Consider the following 15,025-nt stretch of genomic DNA (forward strand, 5'->3'; position numbering starts at 1 on the left):
TGGTCCAGCGAGGAAGGGGGCGGCCTGGGTGGCTCGGTGGTTCGGTGCTCTTGTGGCTGAGGGCTCGGTGGCTCGGCGCTTCCGCGGTCCAGTGGTTCTGGGGCGGGATGGCGATCTGGAGGGGCGACCGCTTATTGGCATGCCCTGAACCGGAGTTATCCACAGGCGGCGAAAGGGGACTGTGGAGCCACCCCATTTCTGTGAAAGCCTTGAAATAAGGGCGTCCCCCTTCGGGCCCCCCGGGGGCATTTGGGCAAGAGCATGTCAATGGCAGGAAATCAGTGAGGGGTGGGAATCGGGCCGGCGTAACGAGGGGGGTGGGCGAAAGGGGGTGGGCCAGGTGGCGGGCGATGGGGGCGGGATGAAGGAGGGGGGTGCTGAAGTTGGGCGGTGAGGGCGGGGCGAGAGGTTGAGCACTGAAGTTGGGTAATGGGGGCGGGGCGAGAGTTTGAGCACTGAAGTTGGGTAATGGGGCGGGGTGAAGGGGTGGGGCATCCCGGGGACAAGGGGCCGCCAAAAGGGGAGCCCAACAAGGGGGCAAAGCCCGGGGAAACAGCCGGGGCCCTACGGTCGGGCCAGCCAGGGCTCCGGGCTGACGGCGTGGCGCAGCGCAGGGGTGGGGGCCGGCGGGGGTTCGCGTAGGCCGCGGAGGAGGTCCTCGATTGCCTCGCCGGCGGTGTGGCGGGGGGACCACCCCAGTTCGCGCCCGGCCCGGGAGGCGTCCATCAGCGGCAGTCGGAGCATGGCGTCGAGCAGGTCGGGTGAGGCGCGCAGCAGGCGGAGGTGCCAGGCGGCGGACGCGGCGGCGAGCAGCGGGCGGGTGGGCAGCGGCAGGGGGCGGGCGCGCAGGATCCTGCCCAGCAGGTCGGCGTCCACCGCGGGTTCGGCCGCCAGGTTGAAGGCCCCGGAGACGGGGCGCAGCGTGGCGAGCCGGTAGGCCTCGGCGGCGTCGTCGGTGTGCAGGGCCTGGAAGCGCAGGCCGGGCGGGTTCGGCACGGCAGGCACGAGCCGCTGGAGGGCGAGGCGGCTCGCCAGGGCGTCGGGCAGCACGGCGTGCGGTAGCAGCGCGGGCGCGGCGAAGAGGCGTGCCTGGGCGCGGGCCGCCTCCCGTTTGAAGAGGAAGCCGGGGCGCATCCGGACCACTCGGATCCGCGGGTGGCGGCACTCGAAGGCGTCGAGGGCGCGTTCCAGGTAGGCCTTCTCCACGCAGTAGGCGGCCTTCGGCCAGCCGTGGGTGGGCCAGGACTCGTCGACCCGTCGCTGCTGGGGGCCGGGTGAGTAGGCGCCGACGGAGGAGGCGTGGATCAGCGCGCCGACGCCGGCCTGGGCCACGGCCCGGAAGACGTGCAGGGCGCCGAGGACGTTGTTCCGCCAGGTGGCGACCGGGTCGTGGGAGGGCTGGAGGGCCCAGGCGAGGTGGATCAGCGCGTCGCAGCCGTCGAGGTGCCCGGTGAGGTGGTCCCGGGTGATGTCGGCGGGCAGCCAGGTGGTCTTGCCGGGGGACCAGTCGGCGCGGCGTGGTGGGCGGCGGGCGACGGCGAGCACCGACGCGATCGCGGGGTCGTCGGTGAGTGCGCGCACCACGCTGGTGCCGACGTTTCCGGTGGCGCCGACGACGGCCACCCGCATCCCGTTGGGGGGTGAGGTCATGAGAGCCGGGCCCTTCCTCGGCTCGCGCGGTTGTCCGGGCGCGTCGGCGGCTACCCCGGGCCCGGTGGGTCAACCTCGGTGGGTCTCGCGCTCGGTACGGGGCGACCCCGGTGGGCCGACCTCCGGGCCCGTGAGGGCGGGGCCGGTCAGCCGCGGCCGAGGGCCCGGTCCATGGTCTCCCGCGTGTTGGGGCCGTAGACGCCGGGCGGGTCGCCGACGACGTCGTGGTCGTCCTGGAAGCGGTACACCGCCGAGGTGGTCGCCTCGTCGTACCGCCCGTTCACCCGGACCCAGCGGTAGCCCATCGTGTTGAGGTCGCGCTGGAGGTCCTCCACCTCCTCGCCCTCGTCCCCGGGGGCGAGGGTCCCGCCGTCCGTGGGCTCCTCCTCGCCGTCGCCCCCGGAGTCGCCCCCGTCCTGGCCGGCGTCGTCGCCGCCGGACGTGTCCTCCTCGTCGCCGCCCGAGCCGCCCTGCGGGTCGCCGGGCCGGCTGTTGCCCGGGGGTGAGGAGGAGGCGTCGTCCGAGCCGCCGTTGTCGTTGCCGCCCCCGCCCGATCCGGAGCCGCGGTCGTCCGACGGGGCGGCGTCCGGTGGTGCGGAGGTCTGCTCGCCACCGTCCGAATCGCCGGCCGACGGGGTGCCGTCGGGGGTGTTGGGCGACGGCGACGCGCTGGCGTCGGCGGTCTCCGTGGCGGTGGCGGCCACGGTCGGCGGGGCGGACGGGGCGGCGCTGCTGGACGCGCTGGCGGACGGCGACGGCGTGGCCGAGGCCGTGGGGGAGTCGGAGGGGGCGGGGGAGGCGAAGCCGGTGGGGAGGTTGAGTCCGGTGAGGTCGTCGACCTCGTTCCCGGTGGGGGAGGCCAGCGTGGTGCCGAGCACTGCCACGGCGGCGACGGCGGCGGCCGATCCGAACACCATCAGGCCGCGGTTGCGGGGCTGGCGGTGGGAGCCGCGCCCACCGCGGGCGGTGTCCTGCCCGGCCTCGGTGTCGACCTCGGTCGGTCCGTTCGGCCAGGCGCCGTCGGGGCGGCCGATGGTGGTGGGCGCCTGCGGGACGAGGGGGAGGGTCCGGGTGGCGGGTTCCCCGCCGGACGGGCCGGGGTCGGCCGCCGCGGGGTCGATCCGGCCGAGGACGGTGGTCTGTTCGGCGTCGTTGGCCGGTCCGCCGGGCCGGGACGTGCCGGGCGGTGGGCCGTCGGGCCGGGTCCCGTCGGTGCCGGCCGGCGGGGTGTCCGGCCCTTCCATGGCGCCGGAGCGGTCGGCGCCGTCGGTGGGGCCCGCGACGTAGGGGCGGACGAGCGGCGTGGGCGGCTGCTCGGGACCGGGACCGGGGCCGTGGCCCGGGTCTGGCTCGGGGCCGGGGCCCCGCTTCCCCGGGTTGCCCTCGGTGTGCGCGGCGGAGCCGGTGGGGCCGGCGGGGCCCCGGTCGCCGTCCGAGCCGGGGCGACCCTGATCAGCTGCCGTCATCGTGGTCTCCCTCGTCGCGCCGCATGCGGGCCCGTCGCTCGCCCCCCTCTGGTGGTCCGTGAGCGCCTGGCGCACCGCGGGCTCCACACGAACGAGTGACGATTATGCACGCCGCTCCGTCCCGGACGCACCGCTTCCCCCACGCCGCCCGGGCGTGCGACTACGCCCTCCGGGCGCACCAAATGTGTCGTACGGTCATTTTGTCGGAATGATGTGGAAGATTTGGGTCGTCATCACGAGACGCTGACGTGCGCGCACCCGGGCGGGGGGACAGGACGGGGAACAGGAGGAGCCTCATGGCCTCACCGGCTGTGACCCATCGCGAGGGACGACCCGCGGAGCCTGACGCTCCACCGCCGAGCACCTGGGTGATCCTCGGATCCCTCATGCTGGCGATGCTGCTCGCCGCGCTCGACCAGACCATCGTCTCCACGGCGCTGCCCACCATCGCCAGCGAACTCGGCGGCCTGGAGCACCTGTCGTGGGTGGTCACCGCCTACCTGCTGGCCTCCACGGTGGCCACTCCGCTGTGGGGCAAGCTCGGCGACATGTACGGCCGGAAACGTTTCTTCCAGGCCGCCATCGTGATCTTCCTCATCGGCTCGGCGCTGTGCGGCATCGCCGGGAGCATGCCCGAGCTGATCGCCTTCCGCGCCCTGCAGGGGCTGGGCGGCGGCGGCCTGATGGTGCTGACCCAGGCCATCATCGGCGACGTCGTGCCGCCCCGCGACCGAGGCCGCTACCAGGGACTCTTCGGCGCGGTCTTCGGGGTCAGCAGCGTGCTCGGCCCGCTGCTCGGCGGTCTCTTCGTGGACCACCTCTCCTGGCGCTGGGTCTTCTACGTCAACCTGCCGCTCGGGGCGGCGGCGCTGCTGGCCATCGCCGTCGTGCTGAGCCCCCGCGGCGGCCCGGTGCGCCACCGCATCGACTACGCCGGCACCGTGCTGCTCGCCGCCATCGCCACCTGCCTGGTGCTGGTCGCCTCCCTCGGCGGTTCCACCTGGGCGTGGGGCTCCGCCCAGGTGGTCGGGCTGCTGGTGCTGGCCGCCCTGCTCACCGCGGTCTTCGTGCCGGTGGAGCGCCGCGCCCCGGAGCCGGTGCTGCCGCTGAAGATGTTCCGGCTGCGGGTCTTCACCGTCTGCGCCCTGATCAGCTTCGTCGTCGGCTTCGCCATGTTCGGGGCGCTGACCTTCATCCCCACCTTCCTCCAGGTCGTCGACGGGGTCTCGCCGACCATGTCCGGCGTCCACATGCTGCCGATGGTGCTCGGCATGCTGCTCACCTCGATCGGCTCCGGGCAGATCATCAGCCGCACCGGCCGCTACCGGCTCTTCCCGATCATCGGCACCGCCGTCACCGCCGGCGCCCTGCTGCTGCTGTCCACCATGGACGAGACGACCGGCGCCTGGACCCGCAGCCTGTACTTCCTGGCCCTCGGCCTCGGCCTGGGCCTGGTCATGCAGGTGCTGGTGGTGGCGGTGCAGAACGTGGTGGACTACCGGGACCTGGGCACCGCCACCTCCGGGGTGACCTTCTTCCGCTCCATCGGCGCCTCCTTCGGCACGGCCGTCTTCGGCGCGATCTTCGCCAGCCGGCTCACCGACCACCTCGCCGACGCGCTGCGCGGAGTCGTGCTGCCGCCCGGCTTCGACCCCTCCGCCGCGCAGTCCGACCCCCGGCTGAGCGAGGCCCTGCCGCCCGCCGTGCAGCGCGACTTCCTGCACGCCTACGCCGAGTCCATCGGCAACGTCTTCCTCTACGCCGTGCCGGTGGCGCTCGCCGCCTTCCTGCTCTCCTGGCTGCTGAAGGAGGTGCCGCTGCGCAGCGGCATCGAGACCACCGACATCGGGGAGACGGTGCCGCCCGGGCCGACCCAGCGCAGCTCGGCGGAGGAGCTGGCCCGGGGGCTGTCCGAGCTGGCCTCGCACCGGGCGGGCCGGGAGCTGTACCGCGCGATGGTGCGGCGGGCCGGGCTGGACGTCGACACCGGCGCGGCGTGGATGCTGTTCCGGCTGCGGCGGATGGGCCGGGCGTCGCCGGCCGAACTCGTCTGGGGGCGCCGCTGGAGCGAGGCGGAGACCGACAACTTCGCCGCGCAGCTGGCCGCCCTGGACCTGGTGCGGCTGGACGACGGCGCGCTGGTGTGCACGCCGGAGGGCGAGCTGGCCTGCGAGCGGCTGATCGAGGCCCGGCGGGAGGTGCTGGCCGAGGCGCTGCGCGAGTGGGACGCCGACGCCGACCCGGAGTTCCACCGGCTGCTGGTGTCGATCAACCGCAGCTCGGCCGGGTGCGACCGGGAGCATCCGATGTACGACCTCGCCGAACCGCGCGGGCCGCGGCACGCCCGGCGCTGAGCCGGCCCGGACCTTGGACCGGGGCGGGCGGCGCCCCGCGGGTCAGGAGGCGGAGTTGGTGGCGAGGCCGAGGAAGATCAGCCACACGACGACGCTGACCGCCCCGAGCGCCATGGCGGCGGTCGCGATCCCGGAGCGCTGTCCGCCCGTGCGCCGCGGCGAGTTGGCCAGCGCGCCGAGGACGAAGGCGAGCGGCCCGAGCACGATGGGGAGGAGCAGGAAGCTGGTGATGGCGCAGACCAGCGCGGCCACCGCCATGCCGTTGGTCTGCCCCGCCGGTGTGTTCGGCGCGCCGTTGCCGTAGTTCGCCATGAGCTTTCCCCCCGGAAGACGAGTCCGCCGCGCGCGTCGCCGCCGCCCTGAGGGGATGCCCGGGCCGGCACCCGCCCAACCGAAACGGAGCGGGCCGCTCGGTCCACCGGGCGGGCGTGCCCGCGCCCCCGCCGGCGCGCGCCGCCGCACGCGCATCATCCCCGCGCGCCGGGGCACACGCGGGGTCGCGCCCCGTGAGGACGAACGCGACGCGACGGGGCGACCACCAGGGAGAGGACGAGGGAACGGCCATGCCCATCGCCACCGTGAACCCCGCCACCGGCGAGACGATCGAGACCTTCGAGCCGCTCGACGCCCGGCAGGTCGACAAGTGCCTGGCCAGGGCGGAGGCGGCGTTCCGCCACTACCGTCTGACCTCCTTCCCGCAGCGGTCCGCCTGGCTCAAGGAGGCGGCGGACGTGCTGGCCGGCGAGGCCCGCGAGCTGGCCCGGACCATCGCCGTGGAGATGGGCAAACCGGTCACCCAGGCCGAGGCCGAGATCGCCAAGTCGGTGCGGGCCATGCGCTGGTACGCCGACCACGCCCCGGCGCTGCTGGCCGACGAGCCGGCCGACGCCGACGAGGTGGGCGCCACGGTCGCCCTGGTCCGCTACCGGCCGATGGGCCCCGTCCTCGCCGTCATGCCGTGGAACTTCCCGGTCTGGCAGGTCGTCCGGTTCGCCGCGCCCGCGCTGATGGCCGGGAACGTCGGCCTGCTCAAGCACGCCTCCAACGTCCCGCGGACCGCGCTCTACCTGGGCGAGCTGTTCGAGCGGGCCGGGTTCCCGCCCGGCTGCTTCCAGACCCTGCTGGTGGGCTCCGGGCAGATCGAGGGCGTCCTGCGCGATCCGCGCGTCGCGGCGGCGACGCTCACCGGCAGCGAGCCGGCCGGCCGGTCGGTGGCCGCCATCGCCGGTGACGAGGTGAAGAAGACGGTGCTGGAGCTGGGGGGCAGCGACCCCTACCTGGTGCTGCCCTCGGCCGACGTCGACCGGGCGGCGCGGGTCGCGGTCACCTCCCGGACGCAGAACACCGGGCAGTCCTGCATCGCGGCCAAGCGGTTCATCGTGCACGCCGACGTCCACGACGCCTTCCTGGAGCGCTTCACGGCCGGCATGCGGGCGCTGACCGTGGGCGATCCGCTGGACGAGGCCACCGAGGTCGGGCCGCTCTCCAGCGAGCGGGGGCTCACCGACCTCGCCGCGATGGTGGACGACGCGGTGGCGCGCGGCGCGCGGGTGGAGTGCGGCGGACGGCGACCGGATCGCCCCGGCTGGTTCTACGAGCCGACCGTCCTCACCGGCGTCACCGAGGAGATGCGGGTGTTCCGCGAGGAGACCTTCGGCCCGGTGGCCAGCGTGTTCCGGGTGGCCGACATCGAGGAGGCGATCGGCCTGGCCAACGCCACCTCCTTCGGCCTGAGCTCCAACGCCTGGACGCGTGACCAGCAGGAGCAGGAGCGGCTGCTGCGCGACCTGGAGTCCGGCAGCGTGTTCATCAACGGCATGACGGCCTCGCACCCGGCGCTGCCGTTCGGCGGGGTGAAGCGCTCGGGCTACGGCCGCGAGCTGGCCGGGCACGGCATCCGCGAGTTCTGCAACACCACGACGGTGTGGATCGGCAGCTGACACCACCCTGCGCCGCGGGCGGACCGCGCCCGGCCCCGGAGGCGGCGCGCCACCGCCGGGAGCCGGGCCGCGCCGCGCCGCGCCGACGCGCACGGTGGCCGGCGCGGTGGCCCGGCCCGGCCATCGGCCGTGTCAGCTGCTCTTCGGCCCGGCCTGCTGCACCACCTCGAAGGACCACACCTCGGAGGCGGAGGCGGCCGGACGCTTCGGCTGCTCGCCGGCGTCCACCCCGGCGCCCGTGCCCACGCCCGCCTCCGAGCCGGCGGTGGCCGAACCACCCCGGTGGGCGGCCTGCATCGGGCCGGACATCCAGTTGGCGAAGTCCTCTTCACTCCGCCAGCGGGTGTACACCAGGTACTTGTCGGTGCCCTCCGCCGGGCGCAGCAGCTCGAACCACTCGAAGCCGTCCGAGCTCTCCACCGCGCCCGCCCGGGAGGCGAACCGCTTCTCCAACTCCTCGCGCATCTCCTCGCCGACCGTCAGCACGTTGATCTTGACGACGCTCATCCGACGTCCCTTCCTCGTGTGCGCTCCGGGCCGCGGTCGTCGCGGTCCGCTCGGTGATCCAACCTGCCACAGGGCGGGGCCGGTTCCCGTCAGCGGGTCAGGTCCGGCCGGTTCCCGTTGGACGCTGTGTCAGTGATCACCAGTGCGGATCCCGTCCGACCGGCTTACACAAGGGCGATATTCGGATATTTTGAGCTGCCGATCCGGTGGCCGCGTCGGCCCGGATCGCGCCGCCCGGTGTCGGTCTCCTCCGCACCGCCCCGGCGCCACTGCGCAACGAGGAGCCACATCCGCTCATGAGACTTCGTCGTTCCCAGGCCGTCGCGGCCTGCCTGCTCGCCGGTGTGATGGCGACGGCCACGGCCGGCGGCGCCCAGGCCGCCGCGTGGAGCGGGGCCCCGGCCGCGGCTGTCGTCACCGACACCTCCTCCGACGGCTCCCTGGCCTCCGACCTCCTGGAGTCCCTGGTCGCGGGGGAGGGTGACGACCTGGGCGAGGTCGCCTCGGGGATCAACGGACTCGTCGGGCGCACCCCGTTCGACGCCACGGTCACCGGCCTCGATGGCGCCGAGCTCGTCCCCGGCGGCGACCCGGTGGTCGCCCGGGCCGTCCTCGCCGCCACCGACGGGGCCGAGGCGGACCGGCTCGGCGTGCTCTTCGGCCTGACCTCCTGGGGCGGGCTCGAACCCGAACACCTCACGGTGGAGGTCCGGGGCGCCGACGGCGCCTGGGCGCCCGCCGCGGTCTCCGCGCACGGCGGGGGCCTGGTGCTCGCCGGCGACCTGGGCGAGTACCCGGTCTCCGCGGACGGCACGGTCACCGTCGACTTCCGGCTGACCGCCGACGGGGACGCGCCGGCCTGCGGCCCCGTCCTGGGTGGCGTGGTCGCCTACGACGCCTCCGCGCACACCGCCGACGACTTCCTGGACCTCCTGGACGGCGCGGCCGAGTACCCGGGTGACGCGATCCAGGCGGCCGCCGCCAGCGCCCTCGTCCTCGGCGACGGCGGCGAGGACTGCGCCCCCTGGGGCGACTACCACGACCTGCCCACCACCTGGGACGGCCTGGACGGCGCCGAACTGGTCCGGGGCGAGCCGACGGTCACCACGCTGACCATCGCCAACGACACCGGGCGGGACGTCGCGGACCTGGCCACCTCGCTGTTCGTCTGGCCGGAGGACGGCGACGACCTGGTGCACGACGGCGACCTGGTCGTCGAGGTCGCGGACGGCGACGGCGGATGGCGTCCCGTGGAGCTGCCGACCATGGAGAACCTGGACGACGAGGACGCGTACGGCGACCTGGGCAGCTACGACATCCCGGCGGGCGAGGAGGTCACCCTCTCGCTGCGGGTCACCGCCGGCGCCGAGGCACCCGAGGGCGGGTACTACGCGACCTTCGGCGGCACCGCCGGCCTGGGCGACGGCGACCTGGGCTGGTACGCCTACGGCGGCGGCCACTCGACGGACGGCGTGGAGCTCCCCGACGCCCTCGCGTCCTCCGCGGACCGGCTGACCGCGGACGAGGCGGCCGGGGACGACCCGGCCGGGGACGCCGCCGAGGTGTACTTCGCCGACGCCGAGGCCACCTTCACCGTGGCGGCGGCGACCGACGACGCCACCGCCGGCCCCAGCCCGTCGGCCACCCCGCAGGCCACCACCGGCGGCACGTCCGGCGCCGGCGGGAACACCCCGAACCCGAACGGCCAGCTCGCCTCGACCGGGGCCGGACCCGCCACCACCCTCACCGCCATGGGCAGCGCCGCCGCGCTGCTGGCCGGCCTGACCCTGGTGCTGGCCCGCCGCCGGGCCGACGTGCGCGCCCTGCGCGCCCCCCGCGCCTGACGACCGGTACGCCTGACGACCCGTTCGCCCGGCGACCGGTACGCCTGACGACCGGCGCCGCGCGCCACCGGCCCGGGGGATCCCCCCGCAGGGGGCTGGTGGCGGGCGGCGGCGTGTCCCCGGGGTCGCCTGACGCGCGTTCACGGGCGGGCGCCCGCATACTGCTCGGGGTGAGCAACTGGTGAGCACCAGCGGAGGAGGGAGTCACGCCATGGCCGACCTGCCGGAGCGCACGGCTGCCGCGTGGATCGACCGTCCCGGTCCCGTCGACGCCATCCGCGTGGGCGAGCTGCCGCTGCCCGCCGTGGGCAGCGGGGAGGCGCTGGTGCGCGTGGAGGCGGTGGCGGTCAACGCGGTGGACACCCTCGTCCGCTCCGGCGCCTACCCGACCCCGATGAGCTTCCCCTTCGTGATCGGCCGGGACCTCGCCGGCACGGTCGTCGCCGTGCCGGACGACGGCTCGGCCGGCGGCTTCGCCGAGGGCGACCGCGTCTGGTGCAACAGCATGGGGCACGACGGCCGCCCAGGGGCGGCGGCCGAGTACGTCGCGGTGCCCGTCGAGCGGTTGTACCCGCTGCCGGAGCAGACCGACGCGGTGACCGCCGTCGCCGTGGTGCACCCGGCGGCCACCGCCCACCTCGCCCTGTTCACCCACGGCCGGCTGCGGTCCACCGACACCGTCTTCGTCGCCGGCGCGGCCGGCAACGTCGGCGCCGCCGCGGTGCGCATGGCCAGCGCGGCCGGTGCCCGGGTGATCGCCAGCGCCGGCCGGCCGGACCTGGAGTACTGCCGTTCGCTGGGCGCCTCGCTGGCCCTGGACTACCACGCCCCGGACCTCGCCGAACGGATCCGGGCGGCGGCACCGGACGGCGTGGACGTGTACATGGACACCTCCGGGCGGAACGACCTGACCACCGCCGTCGAACTGCTCGCCGTGCGCGGCCGGATCCTCGTGCTGGCCGGCCTGGGGCGGGCCGACGGCGACCCGCCGCTGCCGGTCGGCCCGCTGTACACCAAGGACGCAAGCGTGCTCGGGTTCGTCATCAGCCGGGCGCGGACCACGGAGCTGGCCGCCGCGGCGGAGCGGGTCAACGAACTGCTGTCGGCTGGCATGCTCTCGCCACGGCGCATCGAGCTGCTTCCGCTGAGCGCCGCCGCGGAGGCCCACCGGCGGGTCGAGTCCGGCGAGGCGCACGGCATCCGCCTGGTGCTGCGCCCCTGACCGCCGGCCAGGTGGCGTGACGCGGATCACGCCGCCGGGTGTCACGTTTCCGCGGGCCGCCCGGTCTCACGGGGGAGGACACCGGCGAGCGACGAGGAGGTCCCCATGACACTGATCGGTTCGGGCGGAACGGAACCCGTGCTGGTGCGCGCCGACGACGCGGAGGTGCTCGCCGTCGGCGGCAACACCCTCCGGCTGCTGGCCGACGGCGGCCCCGGCGGAGCGCCGAGCGCCATCCGCAGCACGATGGCCAGCAACACCGACGGGCCGGCGCCGCACTACCACGACCACGCGCCGGAGATCTTCTTCATCATCGAGGGCGGCCTGCACGTCCTGGTCGGGGAGCGGGTGGTCACCGCCCGGGAGGGCGACTACCTGCTGGTCCCGCCCGGCACCACGCACACCTTCCGCACCCCCGCCGACACCGGGGTGGACATGCTGTTCCTGATGCCCGGGGCGGAACGCTTCGAGTACTTCCGGCTGGCGGAGCGGATCAGCCGGGGTCTGGCCGACCCGCGCGAGGTCCTGGACTCCCAGGACCTGTTCGACAACCACTTCGTGGACAGCGCGCCGTGGCACGACTTCCGTTCCGCCGCCGGGGCGTCAGCGCAGCAGCGACCTGGGGGTGGGCGCCAGCCGTAGCAGCTGCCCGCGCCGGGCGAGGCGCCGGGTGATCTCCGGGACGACCTCCTCCCGCCACCCGGGGAGCGCGGCGAGCCGGTCGAGGTGGTCGCGGTGGTGGCCGGCGTCCCGGAACGCGGTGATCGACACCAGGACGTGCTCGCCGGTGCGCACCGGCAGCCGGGGGAAGGTGTTCTCCGCCGGCTCGGTCCGCAGCACGGCCACCGGCGGGGCCCCGGCCGCGGTGAGCGCGGGCCGCACCCGGGTGTGGAAGAACTCGACGAACTCGGCCAGCTCCGCCGGGCCGGCCAGGTGGTGGACGGCCGCCGTGACCAGCGAGGAGGGCGGCGCCCCGGCGGCGTCGAGCGGCGGGCGGGCGGCGGCCGGGCGGGGGAAGACGTCGGTGGCCGGATCCGTCGCCGGCCGCAGCAGCAGGACGTCGTCGGAGTCCACCATGGTGGCGTTGGCCGCGGCGCCGTGCTCCCGCCAGGCGGGGTGCCGCAGGTAGAAGGCGGCCAGCGACTCGGCCCGCGCGGCCATGTCGGGGAAGGCCCGCAGCCAGACGAAGCGGTCGGGGGAGCCCAGGTCGAGGAACTGCCCGACGACGCGCATCCCGACCTCCTCCTGCGACTCCACGAAGTGCCGGTCGAAGAGGTCGACCAGCTCCGCGCGCCGGCCCGGCAGCAGGGTGTACTGCCGCAGTTCCACGACGCCGCAGGAGGCCGGTCCGGTCGGGACGGGGGCGGGAGAGGGGGACATGGCGCTCCTCGCGGGGATGGGGAGGGGAGCGGCCGGCGGGGACGGGCCGGTCGCGGGCGCCACGCTAGCCGCCGCCACCGACAGGACCACTGGCGGCTCGTCAGCACCGGCCGGTGGCTCGGCCCGGCGCCCGGCCCGGTGCCCGGCCCGGCGTCCGGCCCGGCGTCCGGCCCGGCGTCCGGCCCGGCGTCCGGCCCGGCGTCCGGCACGGCGCCCGGCCCGGCGTCCGGCGGCCGTCGCGCCGGCATAATCGCTGGACGCACGGGCCGGGGTAGGCGAGCATCCGCGGAATGACCCGCACCGACACCCCGCCCAGCTGGGACGAACGCGCCGTCCTGACCACCATGCTCGACTACGCCCGGGCCACCGTGCACGCCAAGTGCCAGGGCCTGGCCGAGGAGGACGCCCGCAGGGCGCCGCTGCCGGGATCGCCGCTGATGACCGTCTCCGGGCTGGTGAGCCACCTGCGCTGGGTGGAGTACTACTGGTTCCGGGTGGCGTTGCTGGGCGAGGAGGACGAGGGGCCGTGGACCGAGGACGACCTCGACCGTGAGATGCGCCTCGGCCCGGAGCGCCCGCTGGCCGAACTGCTCGCCGAGTACGAGGCGGAGTGCGAGCGCGGCCGTCGCCTGGTCGCCTCCCTGGACCTGGACGCCTCCGCCGCCCGGCCCGGCGGGGACGGCCGGCACCCCACGCTGCGCTGGGTGCTGACCCACCTGGTGGAGGAGACCGCCCGGCACAACGGCCACCTCGACGTGCTGCGCGAGCTGGCGGACGGCGTCACCGGCGCGTAGCCGGGGATCCCGGGTCCCGCCGGCCGCCGGTGGATGGCATCGTCGGACACGCGGCCCGGGGCGGGACCGACGCGTGACATTCGGGGAGGGAACCGATGACCGATCCTGTGCGGGGACAGGGGGACCAGGGGGCCACGCCGCGCGTCGCCGCCGTCCCGGTCCCACCGGGCATCCCGGCCGTCCCACCGGCCGTCCCACCGGGCGCCACGCCGGACGCCGGGGGCGGGGAGGGCCTCGGGGGCACCGACGTCCTCCCCCTCGAACCCTTCGACCGGCGGGTGCGGCTGCTCGTCGAGGTGGTGGACCAGGCCGACGAGATCGCCCTGGCGCACAGGCTCCTGGAGTCCCGTGGTTGGCCGGTGCGGCGGGTCGTGGAGGCCGACCAGGCCACTGTCGGGGAACGCCGCGCCGGCCTGCTCGTCGAGGTGCGGCTGCGCGGCGCCCGCCGTGGCGCCCGCGCGGCCGCCGTACGCCAGGTGGAGCGGATGGCCGCCCAGGCGAAGATCGGCCTGTGGGTGCGGGACTCCGCACTGGTCGAACCCGAACGGGAGCTGCGCACCACCTACTTCGTGCGGACCCGGGTTCCGCCGAGTGGCCCCTTCACCCGGTGGTTCACCCGGCTCTGGTTCGCCGCGGTCGGCTCGGACCTCGAACGGGCGCTGAGCCTGCCCCGCCCCGCCGACGAGGCGGCGGCGTCGGCGGAACTCCAGGCCCGCGTTCTCGCCGGCCCCGCCTTCGACCCCGACGCGCACACCGTGCGGGTGCAGATCGGCCCCAGCCGCTTCGCACCGGCCGGCGGCGGCCCGGACCAGTGGCGGGCCTGGGTGCTGCGCGCCGGCTCCGTGGCGCTCGCCGGCATGGCGGTTCCGCTGGTGCTGGGCGCGCTGATCCAGAACCTCCCCGGCTGGTGGTGGGTGCCGGCCGCGCTGCCGCTGCCGCCCTACGCCTGGGTGGTCGGCCGCTGGCTCACCGACGACGCCCCCCGGCACTGGGCGTACCGGCTGCTGGTCGGCGCCTTCGTCACCCTGGCCTTCACGACCGTGGGCTACCTGCTGTTCGCCGATCCGCCCGACGACCTGCCGGGCCGGCTGGTGCTCGCCGTCCTGCTCATCCTCGGGGCGGTCGGGGTGTGGCTGGCCTGCCGGCACTCCTGGTTCAGCCGCAACGCCAGTTGGGTCGTGCCCGTGCTGGCCACCCCGCTGCCGTTCGTGCTGCCCTGGTTCGGCGGGCTGCTGCACACGGTCTACCTGGAGGACGGGTTCGGCATCCCGGTGGACACCGTGCCGGTCACCGGCTTCTGGCGGTCCGCGGCGGCGCTCGAACCGGTCGCCGTCGCCACCGTGTTCCCCCTGCTGTTCGTCGGCGCGGCCGGCTGGCTGCGCTACTTCCACCAGTGGACGGTCCTGCGGGAACTCGTCTCGGTGATGGTGCCGCTGCTGTGCCTGGTGTACGTGCTGACGGCGCTGCTGCTGGGGCTGGAGGACGCGCGCGCGGCGGCCGACCGGGCGGCGCGCGCGGCCCGGGCGGGCGAGGTCCCGGCGTCCTACTTCGGCCTGCGGGGCGACCTGGTGTGCGTCACGCCGATGGCCCCGACCATCCCGGTGTTCAACGGCCCGCTGCCGACCGACCGTCCGGTGCTGACCTTCGGCTCGGCCGCGGACCGCCTGTGGCTGTGGGACCCGGCACGGGCCGGCGAGGGGCCGGGGAGCGGCCGGCCCGCCGTCAGCGTCCGCCTGGAGGACGTCACCGTCACCCGGCCCGCGAACGGCTCCGGCGGGGCGTGCCCCCCGGTTCCCGCCCAGACGCCGCCCGCCCAGACGCCGCCCGCCTCGGCCTCGCCCGCCGCGACCCCGCCCGCCGGTTGACCG

12 protein-coding genes are annotated in these 15,025 nt (G+C 75.5%); 7 read left to right on the plus strand and 5 right to left on the minus strand.

The features are described 5' to 3' along the window. Positions 1 to 564 precede the first annotated feature (564 nt). Both FHU37_RS18795 and FHU37_RS18800 read right to left on the minus strand, forming a co-directional pair. Complete coding sequence (locus FHU37_RS18795) at positions 565 to 1,650, minus strand: NAD-dependent epimerase/dehydratase family protein (protein WP_179815306.1); 1,086 nt, start codon at positions 1,648 to 1,650, stop codon at positions 565 to 567. 146 nt (positions 1,651 to 1,796) lie between these two features. Further along, positions 1,797 to 3,116, minus strand: a complete 1,320-nt coding sequence (locus FHU37_RS18800) for a peptidoglycan-binding domain-containing protein (RefSeq protein WP_179815307.1) — start codon at positions 3,114 to 3,116, stop codon at positions 1,797 to 1,799. 296 nt (positions 3,117 to 3,412) lie between these two features. Between FHU37_RS18800 and FHU37_RS18805 the strand changes: the two genes are divergently transcribed. Then, complete coding sequence (locus FHU37_RS18805; RefSeq protein WP_179815308.1) at positions 3,413 to 5,470, plus strand: MDR family MFS transporter; 2,058 nt, start codon at positions 3,413 to 3,415, stop codon at positions 5,468 to 5,470. Between the two features lie 42 nt (positions 5,471 to 5,512). On the opposite strand, the gene FHU37_RS18810 is transcribed toward FHU37_RS18805, so the two are convergent. Next, positions 5,513 to 5,782 carry a DUF4190 domain-containing protein gene (locus FHU37_RS18810; RefSeq protein WP_179815309.1) on the minus strand — a complete coding sequence of 90 codons (270 nt, stop codon included), beginning with the start codon at positions 5,780 to 5,782 and terminating at the stop codon, positions 5,513 to 5,515. A 251-nt stretch (positions 5,783 to 6,033) separates the two neighbouring features. On the opposite strand from FHU37_RS18810, the gene FHU37_RS18815 reads away from it, so the two are divergent. After that, positions 6,034 to 7,410, plus strand: a complete 1,377-nt coding sequence (locus FHU37_RS18815; protein WP_179815310.1) for an NADP-dependent succinic semialdehyde dehydrogenase — start codon at positions 6,034 to 6,036, stop codon at positions 7,408 to 7,410. A gap of 132 nt (positions 7,411 to 7,542) precedes the next feature. Here FHU37_RS18815 and FHU37_RS18820 read toward each other — a convergent pair whose 3' ends face one another. Next, on the minus strand, positions 7,543 to 7,917 hold the full coding sequence (locus FHU37_RS18820) for an antibiotic biosynthesis monooxygenase family protein (RefSeq protein ID WP_179815311.1): 375 nt from the start codon (positions 7,915 to 7,917) through the stop codon (positions 7,543 to 7,545). 296 nt (positions 7,918 to 8,213) lie between these two features. Here FHU37_RS18820 and FHU37_RS18825 point away from each other — a divergent pair, with 296 nt between their 5' ends. From FHU37_RS18825 to FHU37_RS18835, 3 genes are all read left to right on the plus strand, one after another. Further along, positions 8,214 to 9,761, plus strand: coding sequence for a hypothetical protein (locus tag FHU37_RS18825; protein WP_179815312.1), 1,548 nt, complete (start codon positions 8,214 to 8,216; stop codon positions 9,759 to 9,761). A gap of 211 nt (positions 9,762 to 9,972) precedes the next feature. Further along, a complete protein-coding gene (locus FHU37_RS18830; RefSeq protein WP_179815313.1) occupies positions 9,973 to 10,983 on the plus strand; it encodes an NADPH:quinone reductase in 1,011 nt (336 codons plus the stop codon). Positions 10,984 to 11,088: 105 nt separating this feature from the next. Continuing rightward, complete coding sequence (locus FHU37_RS18835; protein ID WP_179815314.1) at positions 11,089 to 11,625, plus strand: cupin domain-containing protein; 537 nt, start codon at positions 11,089 to 11,091, stop codon at positions 11,623 to 11,625. Here FHU37_RS18835 and FHU37_RS18840 read toward each other — a convergent pair. After that, positions 11,587 to 12,363, minus strand: a complete 777-nt coding sequence (locus FHU37_RS18840) for an NIPSNAP family protein (RefSeq protein WP_179815315.1) — start codon at positions 12,361 to 12,363, stop codon at positions 11,587 to 11,589. The two genes, FHU37_RS18835 and FHU37_RS18840, sit on opposite strands and share 39 nt — an antisense overlap. A 290-nt stretch (positions 12,364 to 12,653) precedes the next feature. Here FHU37_RS18840 and FHU37_RS18845 point away from each other — a divergent pair, with 290 nt between their 5' ends. Together FHU37_RS18845 and FHU37_RS18850 are read left to right on the plus strand one after the other, a co-directional pair. Then, complete coding sequence (locus FHU37_RS18845; RefSeq protein ID WP_179815316.1) at positions 12,654 to 13,157, plus strand: DinB family protein; 504 nt, start codon at positions 12,654 to 12,656, stop codon at positions 13,155 to 13,157. A 95-nt stretch (positions 13,158 to 13,252) separates the two neighbouring features. Continuing rightward, positions 13,253 to 15,022, plus strand: a complete 1,770-nt coding sequence (locus FHU37_RS18850; RefSeq protein WP_179815317.1) for a hypothetical protein — start codon at positions 13,253 to 13,255, stop codon at positions 15,020 to 15,022. Positions 15,023 to 15,025 lie beyond the last annotated feature (3 nt).

Source organism: Allostreptomyces psammosilenae (assembly GCF_013407765.1).
Lineage (GTDB): Bacteria > Actinomycetota > Actinomycetes > Streptomycetales > Streptomycetaceae > Allostreptomyces > Allostreptomyces psammosilenae.

What these genes read in the sequence shown, in the direction of transcription:
- FHU37_RS18795 (WP_179815306.1), bottom strand. Translation starts at nt 1,650, where the DNA reads ATGACCTCACCCCCCAACGGGATGCGGGTGGCCGTCGTCGGCGCCACC.
- FHU37_RS18800 (WP_179815307.1), bottom strand. Translation starts at nt 3,116, where the DNA reads ATGACGGCAGCTGATCAGGGTCGCCCCGGCTCGGACGGCGACCGGGGC.
- FHU37_RS18805 (WP_179815308.1), top strand. Translation starts at nt 3,413, where the DNA reads ATGGCCTCACCGGCTGTGACCCATCGCGAGGGACGACCCGCGGAGCCT.
- FHU37_RS18810 (WP_179815309.1), bottom strand. Translation starts at nt 5,782, where the DNA reads ATGGCGAACTACGGCAACGGCGCGCCGAACACACCGGCGGGGCAGACC.
- FHU37_RS18815 (WP_179815310.1), top strand. Translation starts at nt 6,034, where the DNA reads ATGCCCATCGCCACCGTGAACCCCGCCACCGGCGAGACGATCGAGACC.
- FHU37_RS18820 (WP_179815311.1), bottom strand. Translation starts at nt 7,917, where the DNA reads ATGAGCGTCGTCAAGATCAACGTGCTGACGGTCGGCGAGGAGATGCGC.
- FHU37_RS18825 (WP_179815312.1), top strand. Translation starts at nt 8,214, where the DNA reads ATGAGACTTCGTCGTTCCCAGGCCGTCGCGGCCTGCCTGCTCGCCGGT.
- FHU37_RS18830 (WP_179815313.1), top strand. Translation starts at nt 9,973, where the DNA reads ATGGCCGACCTGCCGGAGCGCACGGCTGCCGCGTGGATCGACCGTCCC.
- FHU37_RS18835 (WP_179815314.1), top strand. Translation starts at nt 11,089, where the DNA reads ATGACACTGATCGGTTCGGGCGGAACGGAACCCGTGCTGGTGCGCGCC.
- FHU37_RS18840 (WP_179815315.1), bottom strand. Translation starts at nt 12,363, where the DNA reads ATGTCCCCCTCTCCCGCCCCCGTCCCGACCGGACCGGCCTCCTGCGGC.
- FHU37_RS18845 (WP_179815316.1), top strand. Translation starts at nt 12,654, where the DNA reads ATGACCCGCACCGACACCCCGCCCAGCTGGGACGAACGCGCCGTCCTG.
- FHU37_RS18850 (WP_179815317.1), top strand. Translation starts at nt 13,253, where the DNA reads ATGACCGATCCTGTGCGGGGACAGGGGGACCAGGGGGCCACGCCGCGC.